The sequence below is a fragment of the Nocardia sp. CDC159 genome, from assembly GCF_023740735.1.
Taxonomy (GTDB): domain Bacteria; phylum Actinomycetota; class Actinomycetes; order Mycobacteriales; family Mycobacteriaceae; genus Nocardia; species Nocardia pulmonis.
This window is the reverse complement of sequence record NZ_JAMRXH010000025.1, coordinates 65747-88027: the sequence shown is the minus strand read 5'-3', so window position 1 is coordinate 88027 and position 22281 is coordinate 65747. Positions and strand designations below refer to the sequence as shown.

Genomic DNA, 22281 nt, shown 5'->3' with positions numbered 1-22281 from the left:
GCCAATTTGAGAGCCACACCGAACCCTGATGGTGGGCAGCCGAACGAGAGAGCACCCCCACCGGGCACCTGGACCGGATCCTGGCCGGGACCCGATCGTGATACCAGTTTCTAACTAGCCGACGAGGGCGTTGATTCCAGATCATCCTTCGGAGCCAGCACCTTCGACCATGCGCCTGGCTGTGCCGCCGCACTGCGGCCGATCATGCCGCCCTGGTCGAGGCTGTCCGCTTGGGCGCTTCGCGGCTGAGCTGGACTACGATCCCTGCGGACCTCACGGGGTCACGATGTTGAATTTCGGGTTCGGTTTGTCGAGCACGTCATTGATCCGCTTCAGCTTGCCCGGATCGCCGGACACCCTGGCCGCGCCGGATTTCACCGCCTCGGCGATATCCATGCCGCCGGTCAGGACGGCCAGCAGTGTCGGCCGGGTCAGGGTGAGCGCGGCATCGGGCGCCGGGCCGCGGAAGTCCGGCGGCAGCACGTAGTGGATCAGCACGCCGTTGCGAAGCTCGGTCCGGTAGGTCTTGTTCTCGTCGGTGATGGTCCAGTCGTTGGTCAGGTGCAGATCCCAGGCCTTGGGGCCGTTCACGAGAAAGGCGGCGGAGTCGAAGATCTGGTCGACGGTGAGCGCGGCCAGCATGGTGGGCGAGGTCGCCTTGGTAGGGGTGCCGAAGTTCCCGTTGCGCAGCTCCTGTGCGCCCGAGAGATAGAAGTTGCGCCAGGTGCCGTTCTCGGATCCGTAGCCGAGCTGCTCGAAGGCGCTGGCCTGCAACATCTTTGCCTTCCGGTTGTCCGGGTCGGCGAAGATCACGTGGTTGACCAGCTGGACCACCCAGCGGTAATCACCGTCGGCGTAGGCCTTGCGCGCCTTCTTCATCGCCTCCTCCGCCCCGCCCATCGCGTCGACATACCGTTTCGCGGCCTCGACGGGAGGGTGTTCCCACAGATGCGCGGGATTGCCGTCGAACCAGCCCATATAACGCTGGTAGATCGCCTTCACGTCATGGCTGACGGACCCGTAGTAGCCGTGGTTGTACCACTTCGCCTCGAGTGCGGGGGGCATCCGAATCATCTCGGCGATCTCGGTGCCGACATAGCCCTGGTTGAGCAGCCGCAGCGTCTGGTCGTGCAGATAGGCGTAGGTATCGCGTTGCAGCGACAGCCATTCGGTGATCTTGTCGGTGCCCCACATCGGCCAGTGGTGCGAGGCGAAGGCCACCTCGGTCTTGTCGGCGAAAAGCGTGATCGCCTCGGTGAGGTAGCGCGCCCAGACGTGCGCGTCCCGTACCAGCGCGCCGCGTAATGTCAACAGGTTGTGCAGGGTGTGGGTGGCGTTCTCGGCCATGCACAGTGCCCGGTGGTCGGGGAAGTGGAAGTTCATCTCCGACGGGGCCTCGGTGCCGGGGGTGATCTGGAAGACCATGCGCACACCGTCGATCACCTCCTCCTGGCCGGTGTGGGTGATGTCGCGGGTCGGGGCGATGAGGCTCACCGTGCCGGTCGAGGTCGTCATGCCGAGTCCGACTCCGACCTGGCCCCGCTCCCCGCGCGGCAGCGCGGCGCCGTACATGTAGGCCGAGCGGCGCGCCATCGCGGTGCCCGCGTAGATGTTCTCCGCCACCGCGTGTTCGAGGAAACCCTGGGGTGCCAGCACCGGTACCCGCCCGGCGGTCACCTCCTCCTGGGTTGTCACGCCCATCGCGCCACCGAAATGGTCGACGTGGGAATGGGTGTAGATCAAACCCGTCACCGGCCGGTCGCCTCGATGCCGCCGATACAGCTCGAGCCCGGCCCTGGCCGTTTCGACGGAGATGAGGGGGTCGATCACGACCACTCCGCGGTCACCTTCGATCAGCGTCATATTCGACAGGTCCAGGCCGCGAACCTGATAGAAGCCCGGGGCCACCTCGTAGAGTCCGCTCTTGACCACCAGCTGCGATTGCCGCCACAGGCTCGGATTCACCGAATTCGGGCAGCTGCCCGCGAGGAAAGCGTAGGACCCGCTGTCCCACACGACATTTCCGTTCGCGTCCTTGACGATCTCCGACTCCGGGGCAGCGATGAATCCGCGATCGGCGTCGGCGAAATCGACGGTGTCGGAGAACGGCAACGACTGCTGCACGCGCTTGTGCTGATCGACGATGTGGTCACTCGGGCCGACGGGGGTCGTGGACGTCTCCTCCGCAGACGACGTGCCCGAGCTGTCGCAGCCGACGACGGTGAGGCCGACTCCCGCAACCGCCAGCGCCGCCGCGCTCATCCCTAGTACGCCGCGTCGCGACACTCGAGGGCCGCTGCCCCTCTCCGAGTTGTCGAGCTCATCGTGGGACGCCATTGTCGCTCTCCCTTCCGCATCCGACCGGTAAGCGGACATCTCGCCAGCTATCGACTAGCGACTCGCAGCATGCTGCATACCCGCTGAATCTCTAGCCTCACGCTACCTTTATTGCAGTGCCTATGCAATAATGGCCTGATGAGCAGCAATCCGAGCGCGCGGCCGCCCGGCGAGCGCACCGGTGGTCGGCGTCGCAACCCGCAACTGACCCGCCGAGCGATCCTCGACGCCTTGCTCGCGGCAGTGCACGACGGCGACTACCTGCCGACCGCGAAAACCATCGCCGCCCGCGCGGGCACCTCCGAACGCAGCGTCTTCGTCCATTTCCCGACGCGCGAAGACCTGCTCATCGCTGCCACCGAGCAGCAGTCCACGTCCGTGGAAGCGCTGGTGGCGCAGGCGGATGCGCAACTGCCGCTGGAGCAGCGAGTGGATGCGGTGGTGCGTCAGAGCGCGGCGATCTATGCGCTACAGCGTCGCCCGCGCCTGCTGGGCCTGCTCGAATCACAGCGCAGCGCCGCCGTCGACGCACGAATGCGGTTGACCGACGAGCGGCTTCGCGCGGGCCTCGCTCGAATCTTCGCGCCCGAATTGACCGGCGGCGACGGCGTCGACGAGCAGTTGCTCGACCTCCTCGACGCCACTGCGGGCTGGCCCTACCGGCATCACCTTGTCGAACGCTGCGGCTTGTCCGAAGACGCCGCCTCCGCCGCGATCCGACGAGCCCTGCTCACGCTGCTGACGGCGCAGCGAGGGGAAGGGCGGCAGGCCGGCCCACCCGCCGTTGCCGAAGGGCACCGCGATCGCTGACCATTCGGATCGCGCCAAGACGGCACGGCGGCTTTGCCGCCACCGTAAGTGCCGAAAGCTTTTTCATGGCGAGAAATACTTGGCGTGAACATACGGCCGTACATACTCTTGGTGTATGTCGACCTCCGTGCTGATCGAACGAAACGACCCCTACTGCCTGCCCACCGTCGATGCCGCCGCTCTGCTCTACGACGCCCCGTGGCAGCGGTTCGGTGTGGTGGGGGACAGTCTGTCGGCGGGGGTTGGGGATCCCACGCCCGGATATGCGGAGGGTGGGTGGGCCGATCGGGTGGCGGAGGTGTTGCGGCTGGTCAATCCGAAGTTGGTGTTTCTCAATACATCCGAGAGGGGGGCGACGGCGGGGCGGACCGTTCGTGGGCAGTTCGAGCGGATGGACGAGTTCGGGCCGGATCTGCTGCATCTGCCGTGCGGGGCGAACGACATCGTGCGTCGGGAGCCCGACTTCGGGGAGATCGAGCAGACGATGCGGGCGATGTACGAACTCGCGGCTAGGACGGGTGCGCGGTTGACGACCTTCACCCTCGGTAGGGCATATGAGGTGGCGGCCTTCGCGGATTGGCGGGAGCGGGTGTTGGCCATGAACGAGATCACTCGCCGGGTGGCGGCCGACTACGACGCCGTCGTGGTCGACATGTGGGCGCATCCGGTCAATGAGCGCGCGAATCTGCTCAGCGCGGACCGGATTCACTTCTCGAGCTCGGGTCAGGCCGTGCTGGCGGCCGAGGTCGTCAAGCGGTTGGCGCATCTGCTGGCCGACCGGAAAGGCGATTGCGGTTAGAGCGTGGTCGACCGTGTGCTCTTCGGAATCGAGTTGGAAGAGGTGCTGGTCGGCATGCTCGGCTCGCTGGATGTGACGGCCGAGCGCATGCTCGCGGCCTTCCGACACGGCTGGTGGTTCATCGCGATCACCGCCGCAGTCGGTGCGGTGACGCCATTCGGCATCACCTCGCATGGCACACCGACGCGCGAGTAACGATGAAAAGGCCCGCCGGAGAACCGCTCCGGAGGGCCTTGCCCTATCGCTGCCAACGTCTCACAGCAACACCAGGAGGGTGGCCAGCACGGCCATCGCCACGATCCAGAGGGTCATCAGTTGCCGGGCAGACCGCTCGGTACCAAAGCGCGGAGACGGATGCGCGTGCGATTCGCGCATGTCGGACTCCCTTCGCGGATTCGGATGTCTGTCGCCTTGCGGATACCCGGATATGCGCCGCCCAGCGGTCGATCGAGGGTGACGAGAGCCACTGGGGCGCAATGTTCATGGCTCAGAAGCGCCGGATGGCCGATTCGGAGCCATATGGTTGCCAGGCGGGGAGGCCGGGGCCGGTGGGAGAGCCGGTGGTGACGAAGGCGGACAGGGCCCCGCCGAAGTCCTTGGCGAGCTGATGATCCCGGTCGTCGACCGTGCCCAGCATGGGGGCGTTGGGATAGGCGTCGAAGGTGTGGAACAAAAACGGTAGTTCGGCACAGTGCGCCGCCCCGAGCGCATAGGGGTCGGGGCGGGCGGGGCGGGTGAAGAGGTAGACGTACGGGGAATTGCCCTGGGCGGTGAGCGTTTTCGCCATGGCTTCGATGCCGGTTCGGCTGAACAGATCGGTGGCCGCGGCGGTGAGCACGGCGGCCGGATCGGCGGCCGAATCCCCATAGCGGGCGTAGGTGCCCGCCCCCGCACCGGCGGTGAGGGTGTCGAGGACGCGGATCGCATCGTCGGGGGTGGCCAGCGCAAGCATGGGGTTGAAGGCGTAGAAGGCGGACATCTCGTGTTCGGTGCTGCCGAGCAGCACATCCTTGTCCGCCAGGGCCCCGCGTGCCAGCGCGTCCTGCCAGGTTTCGCCGTGGCCCGCGCCGCCCAGCACCGGATAGCAGGCCGGGGCGATCGTTCCGGGACGGGCGGTCTCGGCTGCGAGGCGGGCATTGGCGGCCAGCAGCCGCGTCACCGGCAGCTCGCGCAGCCGCGCGGCGGGAGCGGGGTCGGCGGCGATGCCCAGGAGGTCGAGGTATCGGGTGGTGATGTGGGCGGCCTGGTCCGGATCGGGGGAGGGCAGACCCCACGGTCCGGACTGACCGATCACGCGTCGTATCAGCGGGGCCGTCGTCGGATCGAGCGCGAGGGCGAGGGCGGAGAACGCGCCCGCCGATTGGCCGCCCACCGTGATCCGGGCCGGATCGCCGCCGAACGCGGCGATATTCGCCGCCACCCAGCGCAGCGCGGCGCCCTGATCCTGCAAACCCAGGTTGTCCGCACCGATTTCGGGCAGGTACAGAAAACCCAGGGGGCCCAGCCGGTAATTCGCGGTGACCACGACGATATTCCCGCGTGCGGCCAGCCGCGCCCCGTCGTACCAGTCCCAGCCACCGCTGCCGCTGCCGAAACCGCCGCCGTGCCACCACAGCAGCACCGGCCGGGGCGTATTCGAGGCGGACGGACACCAGACGTTCAGGGTCAGGCACCCGTCCTCGGCCCAATCCGGCACCCGGGTGCCCATCACCGCCTCCAGCCGGGACGGCCACTGTGGTGCGGCGGGACCCGGACGCTCGGCCGCGCGAACACCGGTCCAGCCCGAATGCGGTTGCGGCGGTGCGAATCTCAGCGCGCCCACGGGGGAGTGGGCATAGGGGATGCCACGGAAGGCCGCCACACCGGCGGTGTCCACCGTCCCGCGGACCTTGCCCGCGGCGGTGTCGACGACGATCGGATGCTGTTCGCTGACGGTTGTTTCGCTCATTTCGGACCCACTCCCACGACGCGTTTCAATAGTCAGGCTAACCAAGCCTTGTTAGCGTGACCAGGTGGGCGCGGAGACGAACGATCTGAGCAGGCGGCTGCGGATTCTGGTGTCCGACATGTACACCGTGCTACGCCAGCTCACCCCGCAGCACCCGCTCACCAATGCGCAGAACCGCGTGATGCGGGCGCTGGTCGACCGCGGACCGCTGCGGGTCGGTGAACTGGCCCTCATCGAGGGCGTCCGGCTGCCCACGATGACCAATACCGTCAACCGACTCGAGCGCGAGGGGATGGTGCGCCGCGGTGTCGATCCGGCCGACGCCCGGGCGACGCTGATCTCGGTCACGGGCCGGGGAAGGCGCAGCTTCTCCGACTTCATCGCCGTGCGCGAGCGCTATCTGAGCGAGCGCCTCGCTCGGCTGGACGCGGAGGACCGGCGCAAGATCGCCGCGGCCCTGCCCGCGCTGCGGCGGCTGTTCGAGGATCTGGCGGGCGCCGCGCTCGAGGAATCGGACGACGACGGGGCCGGGTGAGCGGTAGCGGCGGGTCGTTCGCGTCACATCGATGACGCCGACCCGCGGTGTTGTGCGCGCGACGGCCTCGCGGTGACCCACATCACGGCGCGGCGGGTCTCCCGGGCGCGATACTTGCGCCCACAAGATCGAATCGGTCCGCTCGGCCAGGGTGACGCCAGGCCGTAGCCACTCCTGAGAGGCGATGCGATGACAAGGTCTTGGCAGACGCTCGGAAATGGTCAATTGACCAAACTGCGCGACGATATCGAGTTCCGTCGGTACAACGGTCATCGGCAGGGTCGTGGCCTCGAGGTCTATTCGGCCGATGGGACGCGCATCCACGTCGAGATCTCCGGACCAGAGGACGGCTATCCCATCGTGCTGAGTCACGGTATGAGCTGTTCCATCGACTTCTGGGTCAACCAGATTCAGGAACTCGCCCTGGAGTACCGGGTCATCGCCTACGACCAGCGCGGCCACGGCCGCAGCGAACGTCCGCGCCGCACCGGCGGCCTGGCCGATCGGCTCGGCGACGATCTGGCGGCCGTGCTGAGCGCCACCCTGCGCCCCGGCGAGCGCGCGCTGATCGCGGGGCATTCGACGGGCGGCATCGCCATTCAGTCCTGGGCCCACCGCCATCCCGAATCGGTGCGTCAGCGTGCCGACACCGTCGCGCTGATCAATACCGCGGCAGGCGACGTCCTGCGCGAATGGACCCTGTTGCCGTGCCCGAACTGGACCCACGGCTTCCGGGACCGGCACGGCTCCACGGCGATCGGCCTGCTCAGCGGCGCGCCGATGCCCGCGCGGCTGCCGGGACGGGCGGCGCTGACGTCGCTGGCGCTCTCGCCGGAGGCCACTCCGGCGGCTCGGGCGCTGCTGCAGGAACAGTTGCTGACCACGGCCGCCGCCACCCGGCGGCGTTTCGGCCGCGAGTTGCTGGGCCTGCGTTCCGACAGCTACGACCCCGCCTCGCTGACCGTGCCCACGCTGGTCATCTGCGGGGCCGACGACCGGATCATGCCCGTGCGGCAGTCCTATGCCCTGGCCGATCGGCTACCCGAATTGATCGGTGTGATCGAACTACCCGGCGGTCACTGCGCACCGTTGGAACAGCGGGTCGAAGTCAACCGGCAGCTGCGCCGACTGGCTCGGATGGGGATGAACACCGCGGTGTGCCAGCCGATTCGGTGACCGCCGAATCCGATTCCCCGGTCGACGGCCGCCGCGCCCGTGCTGATCGGACCCGGACGGCCGGATCTGCTGCCGGAGCGCTAGGTGAGGATGTTCACGCCGGTGATGTCGGAGCCCAGCGAAACGAGCTGATCGACGGAATCGCGAATCTGCCTCATGTGCGCGATCTTCCCGTGCTGGACCTGGAACAGGTCGAGCAGGCGGCAGTGATAGACGCGCGCGCTCGCGCGGCCGGTGACCTCGCCTTCGGCGTCGGCGGTCCAGGCGTGCGGCTCGGCGGCCGGGCGCACCCGGATCCGCGCCTCCCCGGTCATCTCGGCGGGGAATCCGGGCGGCTGATACGGCATCGTCACGGTCGCGTACGGGGCGAACGGGGCCAGGACGCCGTCCGCATCGCGCGCGGACGATCGGGTCAGCAGTGTCTCGATCAGCGCGCGGTCGGCACCGTCGGAGAACTCTGTCGTCATCGTTGGCTCCCTTCTCCGATCCCCTAGGGGGTTCGGCTCCCGAACCGACGGATCGATCATGATTGGCAAACTATTGGCGAAGTAGTCATTGAAGATCTCGATCGCATGTGGCCGAAGGCTCGGGCCGGAGCCGCGGCCCGAGCCTTCCTCGGTCAGAGCATCGAACTGTGGAAACGCCACCTCCTTTCGCTCGTGGAGCGAGCTCGAGCGCGGTAACCCGGTGGTTGGTTGGTTATCCGGGTCGTTGCTGAGCGGTAGCCTGCAAGGCCAAGTAAAAGCCCGCCGCATTGCGAAACGCAAGCGTTTCTGAACAGGAAGTGAGGCGGATCACATCGAGGCCCGACGATCGGTTATGCTCGCTGGACACCAGTGTTCTGCTCGTGGAAGATCGCACGCACTTCGCCAGTAATCGGAGGCACTCGCATGCAGGCTACCGGCAGCAATCGCACCGTCGTCGAGGACAAGAAGCCTTGGCAGCGACCGGATTTCGAGTTCTACGACACCGGGATGGAGGTCACCGCCTACTCCGCGCGTAACTGAGTCGGCCACGGCGCGAAGGGGATACGTTCATGCAGTTTGCGACGCAGACCGGGAATCCCTGGAGCGCAACGGAGTTCCGCGCGGAGCTCTACGCGCTGGAGGGCTCCTACTGGGACCGCCATCCCTTCCATCGCCGATTGCACGAGGGGCGGCTGGACAAGGAGCACCTGCGACTGTGGGCGGCCAACCGGTGGTACTACCAGCGCTGCCTGCCGCAGAAGGACGCCGCGATCATCGCCAACTGTCCGTTGCCGGAGGTGCGGCGGCAGTGGCTCGCGCGCATCGTCTATCACGATGGTGTGGACGCGGAGTCGGGTGGCGCCCAGAAGTGGCTGCGGCTGGCCGAGGCGGTCGGGCTCGGCCGCGAGGAGGTGCTGTCGGAGCGGTTGGTGCTGCCCGGCGTGCGCTTCGCGGTCGATGCCTATCTGGACTTCGCGCGGCGGCGGCCCTGGCTGGAGGCGGTGGCCTCCGGCCTGACCGAACTGTTCTCGCCGAATCTGCTGGTGTACCGGCTGGGACGGATGCGCGAACACTATCCGTGGATCGCCGAGGACGGTTTCGCCTACTTCACCGCGCGCATCGATGTGGTGGGGGACGAGGGCCGGTCGCTGCTGGATCTGGTGGTCGCCCACGCCGAGACCCGGGCGCAGCAGGAGGCCTGCGTGGCCGCCCTGGCCTTCAAATGCGCTGTCCTGCAGGGCATTCTGGACTCGCTCGACTATCACACCGGGGGTCGCTGGTGATGGTGTCGCAGGCGTCGGTGCCCAGGCTGCGGCCGGGTGTCCGGTTGACCCGCGATCCGGCGCGCGGCGAGCTGGCCCTGCTGCCCGAGGGAGTGGTGGTGCTCAACGACACCGCGGCGGCGGTGCTCGCGCGCTGCGACGGCGCGTCGACCGTGGCCGAGATCGTGGCGCGGCTCGCGGCCGAATACGACGACGTGTGCGCCGCCGATGTCACCGAGCTGCTCGATCGGCTCGCCCGGCGACGGGTGGTGGCGCTGGATGGTTGAGCCGCCGCTGGGCATGCTGCTCGAGCTGACCCACCGCTGTCCGCTGCACTGCCCGTACTGCTCCAATCCGATCGAACTGGTGGCGCGGGCGCGGGAGCTGAGCCGGGAGCAGTGGCTCGACGTGCTCACCCAGGCGCGCGAACTGGGCGTGGTGCAGATGCACTTCTCCGGCGGTGAGCCGCTGTCGCGGCCGGACCTGCCCGATCTGGTCGCACATGCCCGGGGTCTGGGGGCCTATGTCAATCTCGTCACCAGCGGCGTCGGCCTGACCGCGGGGCGGGCGCGGGACCTGGCCGAGCGCGGGGTGGATCATGTGCAGCTCTCGCTGCAGGACGCCGAACGCGCCGCGGCCGACCGGGTGGCGGGTGCGCGGGTGTACGACGTGAAGATCATTGCCGCGCGGGCGGTCGTCGACGCCGGTCTCCCGTTGACCATCAATGTGGTGCTGCACCGGGGCAATATCGATCGGGTCGCCGCGATCATCGATCTGGCCGTCGGCCTCGGGGCCGACCGGATCGAACTGGCCAACACCCAGTTCTACGGCTGGGGTCTGCGCAATCGGGCGGCGCTGCTGCCGACGGCGGATCAGCTCGACGCCGCCCGTGCCGCCGTGCGACGCGCCCGCGAAAAGCACGCCGGGGGGCCGGAATTGGTCTATGTGGTGGCCGACTATCACGCCGACCGCCCGAAGCCGTGCATGGACGGCTGGGGCCGGTTGCAGCTGACGGTCACGCCCGACGGTGATGTGCTGCCCTGTCCGGCGGCATCGGTCATCACGACCCTGCCCAAGGAGAATGTGCTGCGCCGTCCGCTCGCCGAGATCTGGTACGAGGGAACCGCTTTCAACGCCTTCCGGGGCACCGCGTGGATGCGCGAACCGTGCCGGTCCTGCCCCGAACGGTTCGCCGACTTCGGTGGCTGCCGCTGTCAGGCGTTCCAGCTGACCGGCGACGCCGCCGCCACCGATCCGGTGTGCGCGCTGTCCCCGCATCGGCCGCTGGTGGACGCGGCGCTGCGGGAGGCGGAGCCGGGTGAGCTCCTGATGCGGACGCAGGCCATCGGGTGAGAGTTGTCCTCCTCGGTACCGCCGCCGGTGGCGGTGTGCCGCAATGGAATTGCGCCTGCGCCCGATGCGCCGACGTCCGGCGCGGCGTGCTGCCCGCGCGCACCCAGGACTGCGTCGCCGTGAGCGGCAATGCGCGGGACTGGTGGCTGCTCAACGCCTCGCCCGATATCCGCACCCAACTGTCGGCCACGCCCGCGCTGCGCCCCGGCCCCGGGCCGCGGGAGACCCCGGTGCGCGGCGTGCTGCTCACCGACGCGGAGCTGGATCACGCGCTGGGACTGACGATTCTGCGGGGCGGCGCGGGACTGACCGGCTACGCCACCGCGCCGGTGCGGGCCGCACTCGACGCCGAACTGCCGCTGCGCGGACTGCTCGACCGCTACGCGCCGTGGACCTGGCGTGACGGTTCCGGCGACTTCGAATTGGCGGGCGGGCTGCGGGTGACGGGGCTGCCGGTCGGCGCCAAGGCGCCCAAGTACGTGCACTCCCCGGAACCGGACGACCGATGGGTCAGCGCATTTCGCATCGACGATCCCGCGACCGGTGGTGCGCTGGTGTACGCGCCATGCCTGGCGCGGTGGCCGGACGGCCTGGACGCACTGCTCGCCGACGCCGATTGCGCGCTGGTGGACGGCACCTTCTTCGACGCGACGGAGCTGGGATCGGCCGTCGGGCGGCGGGATTCCGGACAGGCCCTGATGGGACATCTCCCGGTAGCCGGGCCCGGGGGCACCCTGGCCGCCCTGGCCCGGCATCCGGGACCGCGCCGGATCTACACCCATCTCAACAACACCAACCCGCTGCTGGACCCGGCCTCCGCCGCCCGCGCACAGGTCGAGCGGGCGGGCGTCGAGGTGCTGCCGGACGGAACCGAATTCGCCCTCTGATTCGCCACCGGTGCCCGCCCGCCGTGCAGCATCAGCGGTTATGCCGGACGCAGAGAATCACGGCGGGATGCACCGCTACCTGACACGCCGGACGCCCCGTGTTTCGCGCCCCGACCTGCAAATAACGACGGAAACGCTCTCTCGTTAGCAGCGGAATTAACGTCGCTAACGGAAGGGTGTTACCGTTGAAAACATGGACACCGTTCGGTCCGCGGCTGCGGATAACACTCGGGAGCGGATCATCGCCGCCGCCATCGAACTGCTGGCGGAAGGCGGGCGGGATGCCGTGTCCACGCGGGCGGTGAGTGCGGCGGCCGGGGTGCAGGCGCCGACGATCTATCGCCTGTTCGGGGACAAGCAGGGCCTGCTGGACGCGGTGGCGTCGCACGGATTTCGCGCCTACCTCAATGACCGGACCGCGGTGAACAAGGATATGGACCCGGTCGACGATCTGCGGGCGGGCTGGGACGCGCATGTGGAATTCGGGCTGGCCAATCCGGCGCTGTTCGCCCTGATGTACGGAGAGGCACGCCCGGCGGCCTCGCTGCCGCCCGCCGCCGTCGCGGCGCTGCGGGTGCTGGGGCGCAAGGTGAAGCGGGTGGCCGAGGCGGGCCGACTACGCGTGGAGGAGGAGCGCGCCACGCACCTCGTCTACGCCGCCGGTCTGGGCACGACGCTCACGCTCATCTCGATGCCCCCGGACGTCCGCGACCCCGCCCTGTCCGAGCTCACCCGCGAGGCCATCATGGCCGCGATCACCACCGACGCCCCGGCCGCTCCCGTCGCCGGTCCCATCGGTGCGGCGGTCGCGCTGCGCGCGGTGCTCCCGCAGACCACCGCGCTGACCTCGAGCGAGCAGTCACTGATGGAGGAGTGGCTCGACCGCATCGCGGGCCGCCCCGCGGGCCTGACTATCCCACGCTGAGCCGGCCCGTATCCGAAGGCGTTGGCGCGGAGGCGGATCGGTCGAGCGCGGCCGCCAGTCCGGTCAGCAGCTCCGAACAGCCGCCGTCCAGTTTCAAGGTGGCGTATTCGTCGCCACGGGTCGGGCCGCGGTTGACGATGACGACGGGGCAAGCCGCCTTGGCGGCGTGACGGACGAAGCGCAGGCCGGACATGACGGTCAGGGAGGAACCGGCGACGAGGAGCACGTCGGCCGCGTCGACCAATTCGTAGGCCGCCGCGACGCGGTCCTTGGGGACGTTCTCGCCGAAGTAGACGATATCGGGTTTGAGCATGCCGCCGCAGCGGTCGCAGTCGACCATGCGGAAGGTATCGGTGTCGGTGACGACCGCGTCGGCGTCGGGCGCGACCTCCAGGCCGTCGGTGACGGCCGCCTCGGCGAAGCCGGGATTGGCGGCCTCGAGCCGGTCGGCCAGGGTCATGCGCGAGATCAGGGCGTCACAGCCCAGACAGCGCACCCGGGCGTAGGTGCCGTGCAGGTCGAGCACGCGGCGGTGACCGGCCTTGGTGTGCAGCAGATCGACGTTCTGGGTGATCAACCCGCTGATCCCGCCCATCCGTTCGAGGCGGGCCAGCGCGCGATGTCCGGCGTTCGGGCGGGCGGCGTCCATCCGCCGCCAGCCCACGTGGTTGCGTGCCCAATAGCGCTGCCGGAAGACGGGATCGGCGACGAACTGCTGATAGGTCATCGGGGTGCGCGGGGGCGAGCCGGGGCCGCGATAGTCGGGAATGCCGCTGTCAGTGGACAGCCCGGCCCCGGTCAGCACCGCCACGCGCCGATCCGCGACCAGCTCCACCAGCGGGCCGAGGTCGGGCAGTCGCGTGGGATCACACATGCGGCCAGGGTACGGCGCTAGCCGTCCTGGAATCCGGCCTGCCGGGCCTTGTCCACCTCGGCCTCGGCGCGGGCCTTCTCCGCCGCGGCCTCCTGCTCGGCGGCACGGCGCTGGGCCTGCGCCTTGTCCTGCTGCGCGCGTCCCTCGCCCTTCAGGTCCTCGTCGCCCGTGACTATCCCGGCGACCTCCTTGGCCTTGCCCTTGACGTCCTCGACCACACCTTCGACGGCCTCGCGGGGCCCACTGTCGTGCTGACTCATAGCGCCGCCATACCCGCTGCGCCGCATTCGAATCGGCGGCGCGCGTCACAGAGGATCCGCTGATCGGGCCGGTAGTGTCGAAGCGGTGAGACGCTGGTTTCGACGCAGGTTCATCGTGGTTGGCCGGTTCGACCGGTCGGTGAGCGGGGCGGTGGCCCGGCTGCCGATCACGCCGGTCGATACCGGAATGCGGCGGCTGACCCGCTCGGCCGATCACGGCCTGCTGTGGTTCGGGGTGGCCGCGGCGCTCGCGAGCCGCAAGGGCGCGCCCCGCCGGGCCGCGGCGCGGGGTGTGGTCTCGCTGGCGGGGGCGAGCTTTCTGGCCAATATGGTGCTGAAGACGATATTCGCCCGTCGTCGCCCGGCCGCCCAGCTGCTGCCGCCGGATCGCCGTCTCGTTCGCCGCCCCACCACCTCGTCGTTTCCGTCCGGGCACAGTGCGTCCGCGGCGGCCTTCGCCACCGCGGTCGCGATGGAATCGCCGCGGACCGCCCTCGCGGTGGCGCCGCTGGCCGCCACCGTCGCCTATTCGCGCGTGCACACCGGGGTGCACTGGAGCTCCGATGTGCTCGTCGGCGCCTCGGTCGGCGCGGGCGTGGCGCTGGCGACCCGGCGCTGGTGGCCGGTGCGCGAATCGGCCGGCCACTCCCGTCCGGTACACGAGGTGCCGCGCCTGGTCGACGGCAAGGGCCTTGTGCTGCTGGTGAATCCGGCGTCCGGCGACCCCAACTACGATCCCACCGACGACCTCGCCGCGGTGCTACCGGCGGCACAGATTCTGCGCACCGAGCCCGAGACCGACTGCGTCGATCAGATGGAGCGGGCGCTGGCCGAGCGCACCGAGGAGACCGCGGCCGTCGGGGTCGCGGGTGGCGACGGCACGGTGGCGGCCGTGGCTGGGGTGGCGCTGCGGCACGGGCTGCCGCTGGTGGTGGTCCCGACCGGAACCCTCAATCATTTCGCCCGCGACGTCGGTGTCGACAACCTCGTCGAGGTGGCCGCCGCCGTCGACGCGGGCGCGGCGATCGCCGTGGACATCGCGAGCGTGCGGCTCGACGACGGCGAACCGCACTATCTGATCAATACCGCGAGCGTGGGCACCTATCCGGAACTGGTGCGGCTGCGGGAGAAATGGCAGGACCGCTGGGGCAAGTGGCCCGCTTTCGCCGCGGCCCTACTGGCGACGCTGCGCCGCGCCGAGCCGATCCGGATCCGCTTCGACGGCCGCTGGCACGATGTGTGGTTCCTGTTCGTGGGCAACGGCCCGTATCACCCGCACGGTGCGGTCCCGGCATATCGCCCGCACCTGGACAGCGGTCTGCTCGATATTCGTTGGCTGCGTGCGGATCTGCGGTGGTCGCGTACCCGGGCGATGATCGCCCTGCTGCTGGCGGCCTTCGGGCACAGCAAGGTCTACGGTGAGCGGATCGTGCGCGAGCTGACCGTGGAACTGGCCGACTCCCAGGCGCTGGCCACCGACGGCGAGGTCATCGGCGAGGCGAAACGCCTGACCTTCGGCATCGCGGGCCGGATCGCGGTGTATCACCGGCACGAACCGGGCGACTGATTCCCGATTTGGTTCAGTGGCCCACGAATCCGCCGAATCCGCCTCCGCTCGGATGGATTCCGCCGCCGGCCAGGCCTCCGCCGCCGACAGGACCGCCGCCGACCGGTCCGGGCACGGTCGGGGGCCCACCGGCGGGCGGGGTGTGGTCGGGAGTCGTGGTGCCGCCCGTGCCGGTCGGCGGGCCGCCGGTGGAACCGCCCGGGGTGGAACCGCTCTGGCCGCCGGTGGTGTCGCCAGTGGTGCCGGACCCGCCGCCCGTCGCCGGACCCTGCCCGGCGGGATCGGTGCCGGTGGGTGCGGTGCCACCGCCGCCGGGGGTGGTGCGAGTAGTGGGTTGGTCGGTCGGCGTTGAACCACCTTGTCCCGCAGGGGGAGTCGAGCCACTCTGACCCGAAGGCGGTGTCGGGGGGCTGAAATTCGTTGCCGGACTGTCGGATCCGCCTGTGGGGCCGAAGGGTTCGGCGCGACGGATGGGCGCCGGTGCGGCGGCCGCCGGGTCGAAGGGCAGCGGATTCTCGAATCGGGACGGGTCGGCATAGGGCCCGCCCATCGCACCCGGGGCATCCGGGCACGGTGTCGACTCGGTGCTCCTGGGCGCGGGAGAAGCCATGGCGGGCAAGGGTTCTCCGGTCGGCGACGCCGGGGCAGGACCGCTGGCGGCGTCGCCCACGGTGGCCGACATCAGATCGGGAATCGCTACCGGCGGGTGATTCTCGCCGCCCGGCCCCTGCGGCGCCTGCGCGTGCGGCATGCCGTCGATCGCCGGGGACTGTCGCCACAATTCCCCCGAACCCGGCACCGGCGCGAGCAGTGCGGCCGTCGACAGGCCCAGGACCGACAGTGCGGCCACGGCCGATACCAGCGAGGGCCCCGCGCGCACGACCGCGGGCGGCAGCGTCCGGTCCGACCGCCGCACCGCGGTCCACGCGGCTCCGGCCGCGACGCAGTGCCCGGGATCGGCCGCCGTCACCACCGGCGGGCCGAGCTCGGCCAGCACACCGGATACCTCCGGTGCGCGAGACGCGCCGCCCACCACCAGGATTCGATCGATATCGTCGAGACCGAGTTCGGCCGCGTGCAGACACTCCCACAGCACGGCCAGCGAATCGCGCACATGCCAGGCGCGCAGCTCATCGCTGTCGGCGAGCGAGACGGGTAATCGGCGCGGCGAGCCCAGCACGTCGCCGACATACCGGACGATCATCGCGCCCAGCGGGCGGCCGCCGAAATCGTATGAGCGCAAAGGGGTTCCGACGACACTCCGCTCGCCGTCGGCGCCCACCTCGACCACCGCGACGTCCAGGCTCGTCGCGCCGAGGTCGTAGACGAGCACCCGCCCCGGCGACAGCGGGCCGTGCTCGTGGTCGAGCCAGGCCACCGCGGCCAGCGGTTCGGACAGCAGCCGCACCTCGCGCGCACCCGCCAGATCCAGCGCCTGGCGCAACTGCGCCACCTGCTTGTCGTCATAGTTCGCCGGATGCGTGCACACCGCGCTCGCATCGGACGGCACCAGCTCGCGCACCGCCTCGGCGATCAGCGTGGCGGGGGAGAAGATCCGCCCGCCCAGGCTGACCGTCTCCGGGTTCCGACCCAGATCCGCGAATTCGGTGACCGGACTGGCGTCCGGATCGATGGTCACCGAGGTCGGGCGGGAGGTCACCGAAACCCGGTCGCCGTCCGTCGTGGTCGCGCAGACCGTGGTCACCGCACCGATCGCCACGCCGATGCCGACCTGGGGGGATTCGCCGCGCCCGCGGTTCGGAGTAATCATCTGAATTCACCTCGACAGAGAGTAGTAATGACGAACCACGGCGCACCGAAAAGGGCTCAGCGCACCTCGAGAAGTCCGGCGGCCCGGAACTTGCGGATCAATTCCATATCGCTGACTACACCCAGGAATTTTTCAATGTACGGAGACATGTCCTTGACGTGGACCGACAATTTTCTTTTGATGCGAGGAGCCGGGCGAGTGACGGACAACAATCGCGAACAATTGTGCAGCGCCATTTTAGGGACGAGGGCAATGCCGATCCCGTGCTCGACGAGGCTGAGCGCGGTGGGAACGTCGGGCGCGGTGACGACGTAACGAATGTCGACATTGGCGCGGCCCGATTCCTGAACCAGGGTCTTGGCGATATCGGAACTGTTGCAATATCCGATCCACGGCACCTCGGCCAGCCGCTGCCAGGTGCCGTCGAAACGGCTTTCCTGACTACGGTGACAGGCGACGACGAGTTCCTCCTCGCCAACGGTGTGCACGAACTTCGCCGAGGAGCGGGTGAGCGGGCCGATGGCCAGATCGATCGTGCCGCGGTCCAGCGCCGCGCCGAGGTCGTACATGGTGGCGAACGAGCGCACCTCGATGTTGTCGATATCGCACTGCAGCCGCAGCCGGTAGATCAGCGGCGGCATCAGCTTGTGCGCGATCGTCGAGGTGGTGCCGATCGTGAGCACACCGTCGCTGAAAGATTGCCCGATGGCCAGCGCCTGATAGGCATGGTCGACGACCGTCGAGGCCTGGGCGAAGAACTCCCTGCCGAACTTGGTCAGGCTGGAGCGGCGCGACTGCGGGTCGAACAGCTTGCGGCCGAGCGCTACCTCCAGCGCTCCGATCTGCTGCGACATCGCCGACGGGGTGACGCCGAACTTGCGTGCGGCCGCCGACATGGAACCCAGCCGGACCGTGCTGACGAAGTAGTCGAACTGCCGCAGGGTGATGCTGTTGGGGGTCGATAGTGAATGTTCAGACATCGGTGACCTTCGTGCCGGGCGATCGATTCATCTACCGTGCCCGGAGGCGCGCCGACGACGGCCTGGTTGGGACTTGATCACCGAGTTCGAGTGTGCTCCGATCGACAAGATCGGTAATACCATGCTAGCCATTGGTTCATTTCATGTTCATGGAGATCGATCCGGCGCAAATGCAGAAAAATGGTCCGTTAGATGCCTGCCGGGCTTGTGGGGCGATGGTATCCGTGAGGTAGTTCTATCGTCAAACTTACCATTCTGTTTCGCGTGTTAAGTAGATCACGTTCAAGCCTGAAGCGCTGGGTGGCACAAGGTTCAACTAGAGATCGAAAATTCAGTGGTCAAGCGTCCAGGTGTGACAAGGGTTTCAACGAAGACTTAACTTCAGTGAAGAATCTCTAACGTTTCTGGACGGAAGTACTTGCGCGCCTTAATCTTTCGCCGCGAAAGCCGCTCGGCCGAGTCGGGCATTTCCAAGGAAAGTAGCTGATGGGTAGACACAGTGCACAACCGAGCCTCGGCCTGTCTGTGCGGTTGCTCATGATCTCCGCGGCCGCGCTACTCACCGCCTCGATAGCGGCTGACCAGGGGACTTGGCCGGCGAGCCGGTTCGAGGCGCGCCCGGTTCCCGACCCGGGTGCGCTCGCGGCGCCGGGCGGTCCGCGCGACGAATCGCCGCAGCTGGTTCCGGCCCCGCCGGCGCCCGGCGAATTGCCCACGGCCGCCGAAACCCCAGCTCAGCCGCCTACCTCCGGTCGCGGTCGCGGCGGTTCGCCGCAGGTTGCCCCGCCCGAACCCCCGGCCCCCGCCGGCCCGCTCGACGCTCTGGCGCAGGCCTGGACCGACGGCACCACCCGCGGATTGGACCTGCTGAAGGGGGTTCAGGAGGCCGTGATCGCGCATCTGCCCGGCTTGCCGGATTCCGAGCGCCGGGCGGCCTGATCCGGGGTCGAAGATGCTTCGAGCGAGGGCCGGTGGCAGCCCGCCGTATCGAGGTAATGAATGAAACAAGGGGGCAATAAAGAATTATCTTCAACGAACTAGACCGATAAGCGCACGATCTTCATACTCGCTCCTAACGGACTTCCGACTGGATGTAAAGGAGCGCAGGTGAAGATCGGGATCCCCCGCGAGGTGAAGAACCACGAGTATCGCGTGGCATGTACCCCGGCGGGTGTGCGTGAGCTGGTGTCGCGCGGACACGAGGTGGTCATCGAGACCCGCGCGGGCGAGGGTTCGGCCTTCGCCGACGACGCCTACACCCTGGTCGGCGCGCAGGTGCTGGAGACCGCCGACGAGGTGTGGGCCACCGCGGATCTGGTGCTGAAGGTGAAAGAGCCGGTCGCCGAGGAGTATTCGCGACTGCGCGAGGATCAGGTGCTGTTCACCTACCTGCACCTCGCCGCGTCCGCCGAGTGCACCGACGCGCTGCTGCGCTCCGGCATCACCTCGATCGCCTACGAGACCGTTACCGGCCGCGACGGTTCGCTGCCGCTGCTCGCCCCGATGAGCGAGGTCGCCGGGCGGCTGGCGCCGCAGGCCGGGTCGTACCACCTCATGCGCTCCGGCGGTGGCCGCGGCGTGCTGATGGGCGGCGTGCCCGGCACCCGCCCGGCCAAGGTGACCGTCATCGGCGCTGGTGTGGCGGGTCGCAATGCGGCCGCCGTCGCCGTGGGAATGGGCGCCGACGTCACCGTGCTGGATCTCAACATCGCCCCGCTGCGCGAGCTGGACGCGCAGTACCAGGGCCGGATCCGCACGGTCATCTCGAACGCGCAGGAGGTCGAGAACTCGGTGCGCGAGGCCGATCTGGTGATCGGCGCGGTGCTGGTGCCCGGCGCCAAGGCGCCCAAGCTGGTGTCCAACGAGCTTGTGGCGCAGATGAAGCCGGGTTCGGTGCTGGTCGACATCGCCATCGACCAGGGCGGCTGCTTCGCCGACTCGCGCCCGACCACGCACGCCGAGCCCACCTACCGGGTGCACGATTCGGTGTTCTACTGCGTGGCCAATATGCCCGGCGCGGTGCCCTACACCTCGACCGTCGCGCTCACCAACGCCACGCTGCCGTACGTGATCTCGCTGGCCGACAAGGGTTGGCGCGAGGCCACCGCCGCCGATCCGGGCCTGGCCGCCGGCCTGAGCACGCATCGCGGCATGCTGCTGTCCGAATCCGTCGCGGCCGCCCACGGTTACACCGCGCAGTCGCTGTCGGCTGCCTGACAGGACATCGAGTTCGGTTCCGCGCGGGGCGATCCCGCGCGGAACCGAACCGGTTTTCTAGTCCTTCCGCCATGTTTGCGGCCGGAATCCATCCGCGATTCCGGCCGCAAACATGGCGGAACCGTTATGGGTGCGCGCCGCGATGGCACGGCGCACCCGCGCCCACGGCGTAGCCGGTGGCGCGTTTCGAGCGGTCGGATGTCGCAAACCGAGCGGTTTCTGTCGCGAACTCAGCGGTGCCCGAGTTGCGTTGTCCCCGAACGCCGTCAGTCCCGGCCGGTCCGCACCCGCGGCCGGACGTGCTCGAAGATCAGGATCGTCTCCGTACGCGCCACCGCCGGATGGGCGCTCAGATGCTCCAGGACGAACAGCCGCAGTTCCTCGGTGTCGGCCGTGGCCACGTGCACGAGGTAGTCGTCGGCTCCGGCGATGAAATAGACGTTGAGCACCTCGTCGAGGGTGGCCAGCTGCTCGCCGAACGCGGCCAGCTGCGGACGGGCGTTGGCGTGCACGCGCACCGCGATCATGGCCTGCAGGCTGCGGCCCAGCGCGGCGGGATCGATATCGGCGTGGAAGCCCCGGATCACCCCGCGCTCGACCAGGGCGCGGACCCGGCCCAGACAGGTCGACGGCGCGATCCCGGCCGCCGCCGCGAGGGCGTTGTTGGTCATCCGGCCGTCGCGGGCCAGTTCGTCGAGCAGGATGTGGTCGATGTCGTCCAGAACGACGCTCTGCCGCGGGTTTGCCGGCGCGGCGGTGCCGACCGGGCGTTCGTTCTTCTTCACGGGCCTCACCGTACCGAACATGATTCGTCGCGGCCGCCGCCTCGGGAACGATCTTCGCCGCCGGTTGCCCGGCAAGCCCGTGCGTGCGATTCGGCGAAGTGGTTGAAAGTGGAGCTAACGAATAGTTAACAAAGCATCAAAACATCACTATATGCGCCATAAAATATCTTCAGCAACCGTTGAGCTACCCATTCCAAAAAGGAACAATTCGGACATCGAAACCTTCGTCGGCGTAGCTTGAAGCTGCAATAAACCGGTGCTTGACGTCACAGACCAGGGCCTATTCCATCGGTAGACAGGTACTTCCACGTGGTAGTACTGTCCCTTCATGTCCACGGCGGACGGCACTCGGCAGCACATTTCCGGCGCCATGTGCTCCACCCACCACCCACCCCGTCGCCGCGGCCCAACTGAATGTCTGGTGAACCGTCTCCAACGATGTCGACTGGATTCGCCCTGAAACTAATTTGCACCAAGACTTCGAGCGGATTCTGGCGATGAAACTCTTTTGCGTCATCTTCCTGGCATATCTCATCCTGGCGGAGCCCTACTTCGAGATAAGTTCGGTCAAGAAATTCACCGAGCAGTTCGGCAACCGGCCGGATGCTCGCATCAAGCTCTATCAGGGCGGCGTGCTGCGGACGTGGCTGACGCTGGTGGTCATCGTCGTCGCGTTCCTGATCAACGGCACCTCGCTGACCCAACTCGGCCTCGGCGGCTTCGACTTCGTCGTGTTCCGGGACTTCACCCCGGTCGAGAAGGTCATCAGCCTGGTGATCATCGCGATCTACGTGGGCTACCTGACCGTACCCGCCATCGTCCCGCTCACCGGCCGCGCCGGTCGCGAGTGGATCGCGGAGAAGATCGAGTACGTCGTCTTCATCACGCCCGCGAACAACGCCGAGCGCTTCTGGTGGATCATGAATTCGCTGAGCACTCCGGCCGAGGAGATCGTCTACCGCGGGTTCACCATCTACGCGCTGGATCTGTTGTTCCCGAACCTGCCGTTCTGGGTTCTCATCATCCTGGCGGCCGGTGTGGTCGACGGTCTGCGGCACGCTTTCCGTCCAATGGTCTCGCTTCAGGTTATTTTCGGTGGCGTCGCGCTCGGTTTGCTGTATCAGGTAACCGGTTCGCTGTGGCTCACCATTGCCGTGAAGCTCTTCCACGATTTCCGGGTGCTGGCCTTCCCACTGAAGCTGGCCCGGGCGAATCTGGAGGCGAAGGGACTCTCCGAAATTCCCGGGAAATCGGCCGCGACGAATTCCGCGACAGCCGCGGCCAATTCCTCGGAGGCCGGATCTGTAATCGCGCAGTAAAGGCGAACC

23 protein-coding genes are annotated in these 22281 nt (G+C 68.3%); 15 read left to right on the top strand and 8 right to left on the bottom strand.

Annotated elements, in window-relative coordinates; genetic code table 11:
- Positions 1-273 precede the first annotated feature (273 nt).
- Entirely contained in the window at positions 274-2337 is a 2064-nt protein-coding gene (locus NDR87_RS34775; RefSeq protein WP_251918163.1) for an alkyl/aryl-sulfatase, read from the bottom strand.
- 138 nt (positions 2338-2475) lie between these two features.
- Between NDR87_RS34775 and NDR87_RS34770 the strand changes: the two genes are divergently transcribed.
- The 3 genes from NDR87_RS34770 (at position 2476) to NDR87_RS34760 (ending at position 4141) form a co-directional block, all read left to right on the top strand.
- Positions 2476-3147 carry a TetR/AcrR family transcriptional regulator gene (locus tag NDR87_RS34770; RefSeq protein WP_251918162.1) on the top strand — a complete coding sequence of 224 codons (672 nt, stop codon included), beginning with the start codon at positions 2476-2478 and terminating at the stop codon, positions 3145-3147.
- Between the two features lie 115 nt (positions 3148-3262).
- Positions 3263-3946, top strand: coding sequence for an SGNH/GDSL hydrolase family protein (locus tag NDR87_RS34765; RefSeq protein ID WP_251918161.1), 684 nt, complete (start codon positions 3263-3265; stop codon positions 3944-3946).
- Between the two features lie 3 nt (positions 3947-3949).
- Positions 3950-4141 (top strand): hypothetical protein, encoded by a 192-nt coding sequence (locus NDR87_RS34760; RefSeq protein WP_251918160.1) that lies wholly within the window; start codon positions 3950-3952, stop codon positions 4139-4141.
- A gap of 292 nt (positions 4142-4433) precedes the next feature.
- Here the strand turns inward: NDR87_RS34760 and NDR87_RS34755 are convergent, their stop codons facing one another.
- Entirely contained in the window at positions 4434-5894 is a 1461-nt protein-coding gene (locus NDR87_RS34755; protein ID WP_251918159.1) for a carboxylesterase/lipase family protein, read from the bottom strand.
- 64 nt (positions 5895-5958) lie between these two features.
- On the opposite strand from NDR87_RS34755, the gene NDR87_RS34750 reads away from it, so the two are divergent.
- Both NDR87_RS34750 and NDR87_RS34745 read left to right on the top strand, forming a co-directional pair.
- A complete protein-coding gene (locus tag NDR87_RS34750; protein ID WP_251918158.1) occupies positions 5959-6429 on the top strand; it encodes a MarR family transcriptional regulator in 471 nt (156 codons plus the stop codon).
- 189 nt (positions 6430-6618) lie between these two features.
- Positions 6619-7605, top strand: coding sequence for an alpha/beta fold hydrolase (locus tag NDR87_RS34745; RefSeq protein WP_251918157.1), 987 nt, complete (start codon positions 6619-6621; stop codon positions 7603-7605).
- 80 nt (positions 7606-7685) lie between these two features.
- Here the strand turns inward: NDR87_RS34745 and NDR87_RS34740 are convergent, their stop codons facing one another.
- The gene (locus tag NDR87_RS34740) at positions 7686-8072 is read right to left on the bottom strand and encodes a nuclear transport factor 2 family protein (protein ID WP_251918156.1); all 387 of its coding nucleotides are present in this window, start codon (positions 8070-8072) and stop codon (positions 7686-7688) included.
- A gap of 423 nt (positions 8073-8495) precedes the next feature.
- On the opposite strand from NDR87_RS34740, the gene pqqA reads away from it, so the two are divergent.
- The 6 genes from pqqA to NDR87_RS34710 all read left to right on the top strand — a co-directional run bounded on the left by pqqA (position 8496) and on the right by NDR87_RS34710 (position 12499).
- Positions 8496-8612: a pyrroloquinoline quinone precursor peptide PqqA gene (gene pqqA, locus NDR87_RS34735; RefSeq protein ID WP_251918155.1), complete on the top strand. Its 117-nt coding sequence runs from the start codon at positions 8496-8498 to the stop codon at positions 8610-8612.
- 29 nt (positions 8613-8641) lie between these two features.
- Positions 8642-9355 (top strand): pyrroloquinoline-quinone synthase PqqC, encoded by a 714-nt coding sequence (gene pqqC, locus NDR87_RS34730; RefSeq protein ID WP_251918154.1) that lies wholly within the window; start codon positions 8642-8644, stop codon positions 9353-9355.
- Complete coding sequence (gene pqqD / locus NDR87_RS34725) at positions 9355-9621, top strand: pyrroloquinoline quinone biosynthesis peptide chaperone PqqD (RefSeq protein WP_251918164.1); 267 nt, start codon at positions 9355-9357, stop codon at positions 9619-9621. Before pqqC ends, pqqD begins: the two co-directional genes overlap by 1 nt.
- Positions 9614-10687, top strand: a complete 1074-nt coding sequence (gene pqqE, locus NDR87_RS34720) for a pyrroloquinoline quinone biosynthesis protein PqqE (RefSeq protein WP_251918153.1) — start codon at positions 9614-9616, stop codon at positions 10685-10687. Before pqqD ends, pqqE begins: the two co-directional genes overlap by 8 nt.
- The gene (pqqB, locus tag NDR87_RS34715; RefSeq protein ID WP_251918152.1) at positions 10684-11574 is read left to right on the top strand and encodes a pyrroloquinoline quinone biosynthesis protein PqqB; all 891 of its coding nucleotides are present in this window, start codon (positions 10684-10686) and stop codon (positions 11572-11574) included. Before pqqE ends, pqqB begins: the two co-directional genes overlap by 4 nt.
- Positions 11575-11767: 193 nt before the next feature.
- Entirely contained in the window at positions 11768-12499 is a 732-nt protein-coding gene (locus NDR87_RS34710) for a TetR/AcrR family transcriptional regulator (RefSeq protein WP_251918151.1), read from the top strand.
- Here the strand turns inward: NDR87_RS34710 and NDR87_RS34705 are convergent.
- Positions 12486-13373 carry an NAD-dependent protein deacetylase gene (locus NDR87_RS34705; protein ID WP_251918150.1) on the bottom strand — a complete coding sequence of 296 codons (888 nt, stop codon included), beginning with the start codon at positions 13371-13373 and terminating at the stop codon, positions 12486-12488. The genes NDR87_RS34710 and NDR87_RS34705 overlap by 14 nt on opposite strands.
- Before the next feature lie 17 nt (positions 13374-13390).
- Complete coding sequence (locus NDR87_RS34700; RefSeq protein ID WP_251918149.1) at positions 13391-13633, bottom strand: CsbD family protein; 243 nt, start codon at positions 13631-13633, stop codon at positions 13391-13393.
- 85 nt (positions 13634-13718) lie between these two features.
- Between NDR87_RS34700 and NDR87_RS34695 the strand changes: the two genes are divergently transcribed.
- Positions 13719-15200, top strand: a complete 1482-nt coding sequence (locus NDR87_RS34695) for a bifunctional phosphatase PAP2/diacylglycerol kinase family protein (protein ID WP_251918148.1) — start codon at positions 13719-13721, stop codon at positions 15198-15200.
- A gap of 13 nt (positions 15201-15213) precedes the next feature.
- Here NDR87_RS34695 and NDR87_RS37545 read toward each other — a convergent pair whose 3' ends face one another.
- Entirely contained in the window at positions 15214-16971 is a 1758-nt protein-coding gene (locus NDR87_RS37545) for an Hsp70 family protein (RefSeq protein WP_286014390.1), read from the bottom strand.
- Positions 16972-17027: 56 nt separating this feature from the next.
- Positions 17028-17951, bottom strand: a complete 924-nt coding sequence (locus NDR87_RS34680) for a LysR family transcriptional regulator (protein ID WP_286014389.1) — start codon at positions 17949-17951, stop codon at positions 17028-17030.
- Positions 17952-18437: 486 nt separating this feature from the next.
- Between NDR87_RS34680 and NDR87_RS34675 the strand changes: the two genes are divergently transcribed.
- Together NDR87_RS34675 and ald are read left to right on the top strand one after the other, a co-directional pair.
- A complete protein-coding gene (locus NDR87_RS34675) occupies positions 18438-18890 on the top strand; it encodes a hypothetical protein (RefSeq protein WP_251918146.1) in 453 nt (150 codons plus the stop codon).
- A 168-nt stretch (positions 18891-19058) separates the two neighbouring features.
- Positions 19059-20168, top strand: coding sequence for an alanine dehydrogenase (gene ald, locus NDR87_RS34670; RefSeq protein WP_251918145.1), 1110 nt, complete (start codon positions 19059-19061; stop codon positions 20166-20168).
- A gap of 266 nt (positions 20169-20434) precedes the next feature.
- Here the strand turns inward: ald and NDR87_RS34665 are convergent, their stop codons facing one another.
- Positions 20435-20953 carry an Lrp/AsnC family transcriptional regulator gene (locus tag NDR87_RS34665; RefSeq protein WP_251918144.1) on the bottom strand — a complete coding sequence of 173 codons (519 nt, stop codon included), beginning with the start codon at positions 20951-20953 and terminating at the stop codon, positions 20435-20437.
- A gap of 497 nt (positions 20954-21450) precedes the next feature.
- On the opposite strand from NDR87_RS34665, the gene NDR87_RS34660 reads away from it, so the two are divergent.
- On the top strand, positions 21451-22272 hold the full coding sequence (locus NDR87_RS34660) for a CPBP family intramembrane glutamic endopeptidase (RefSeq protein WP_251918143.1): 822 nt from the start codon (positions 21451-21453) through the stop codon (positions 22270-22272).
- Positions 22273-22281: the final 9 nt, after the last annotated feature.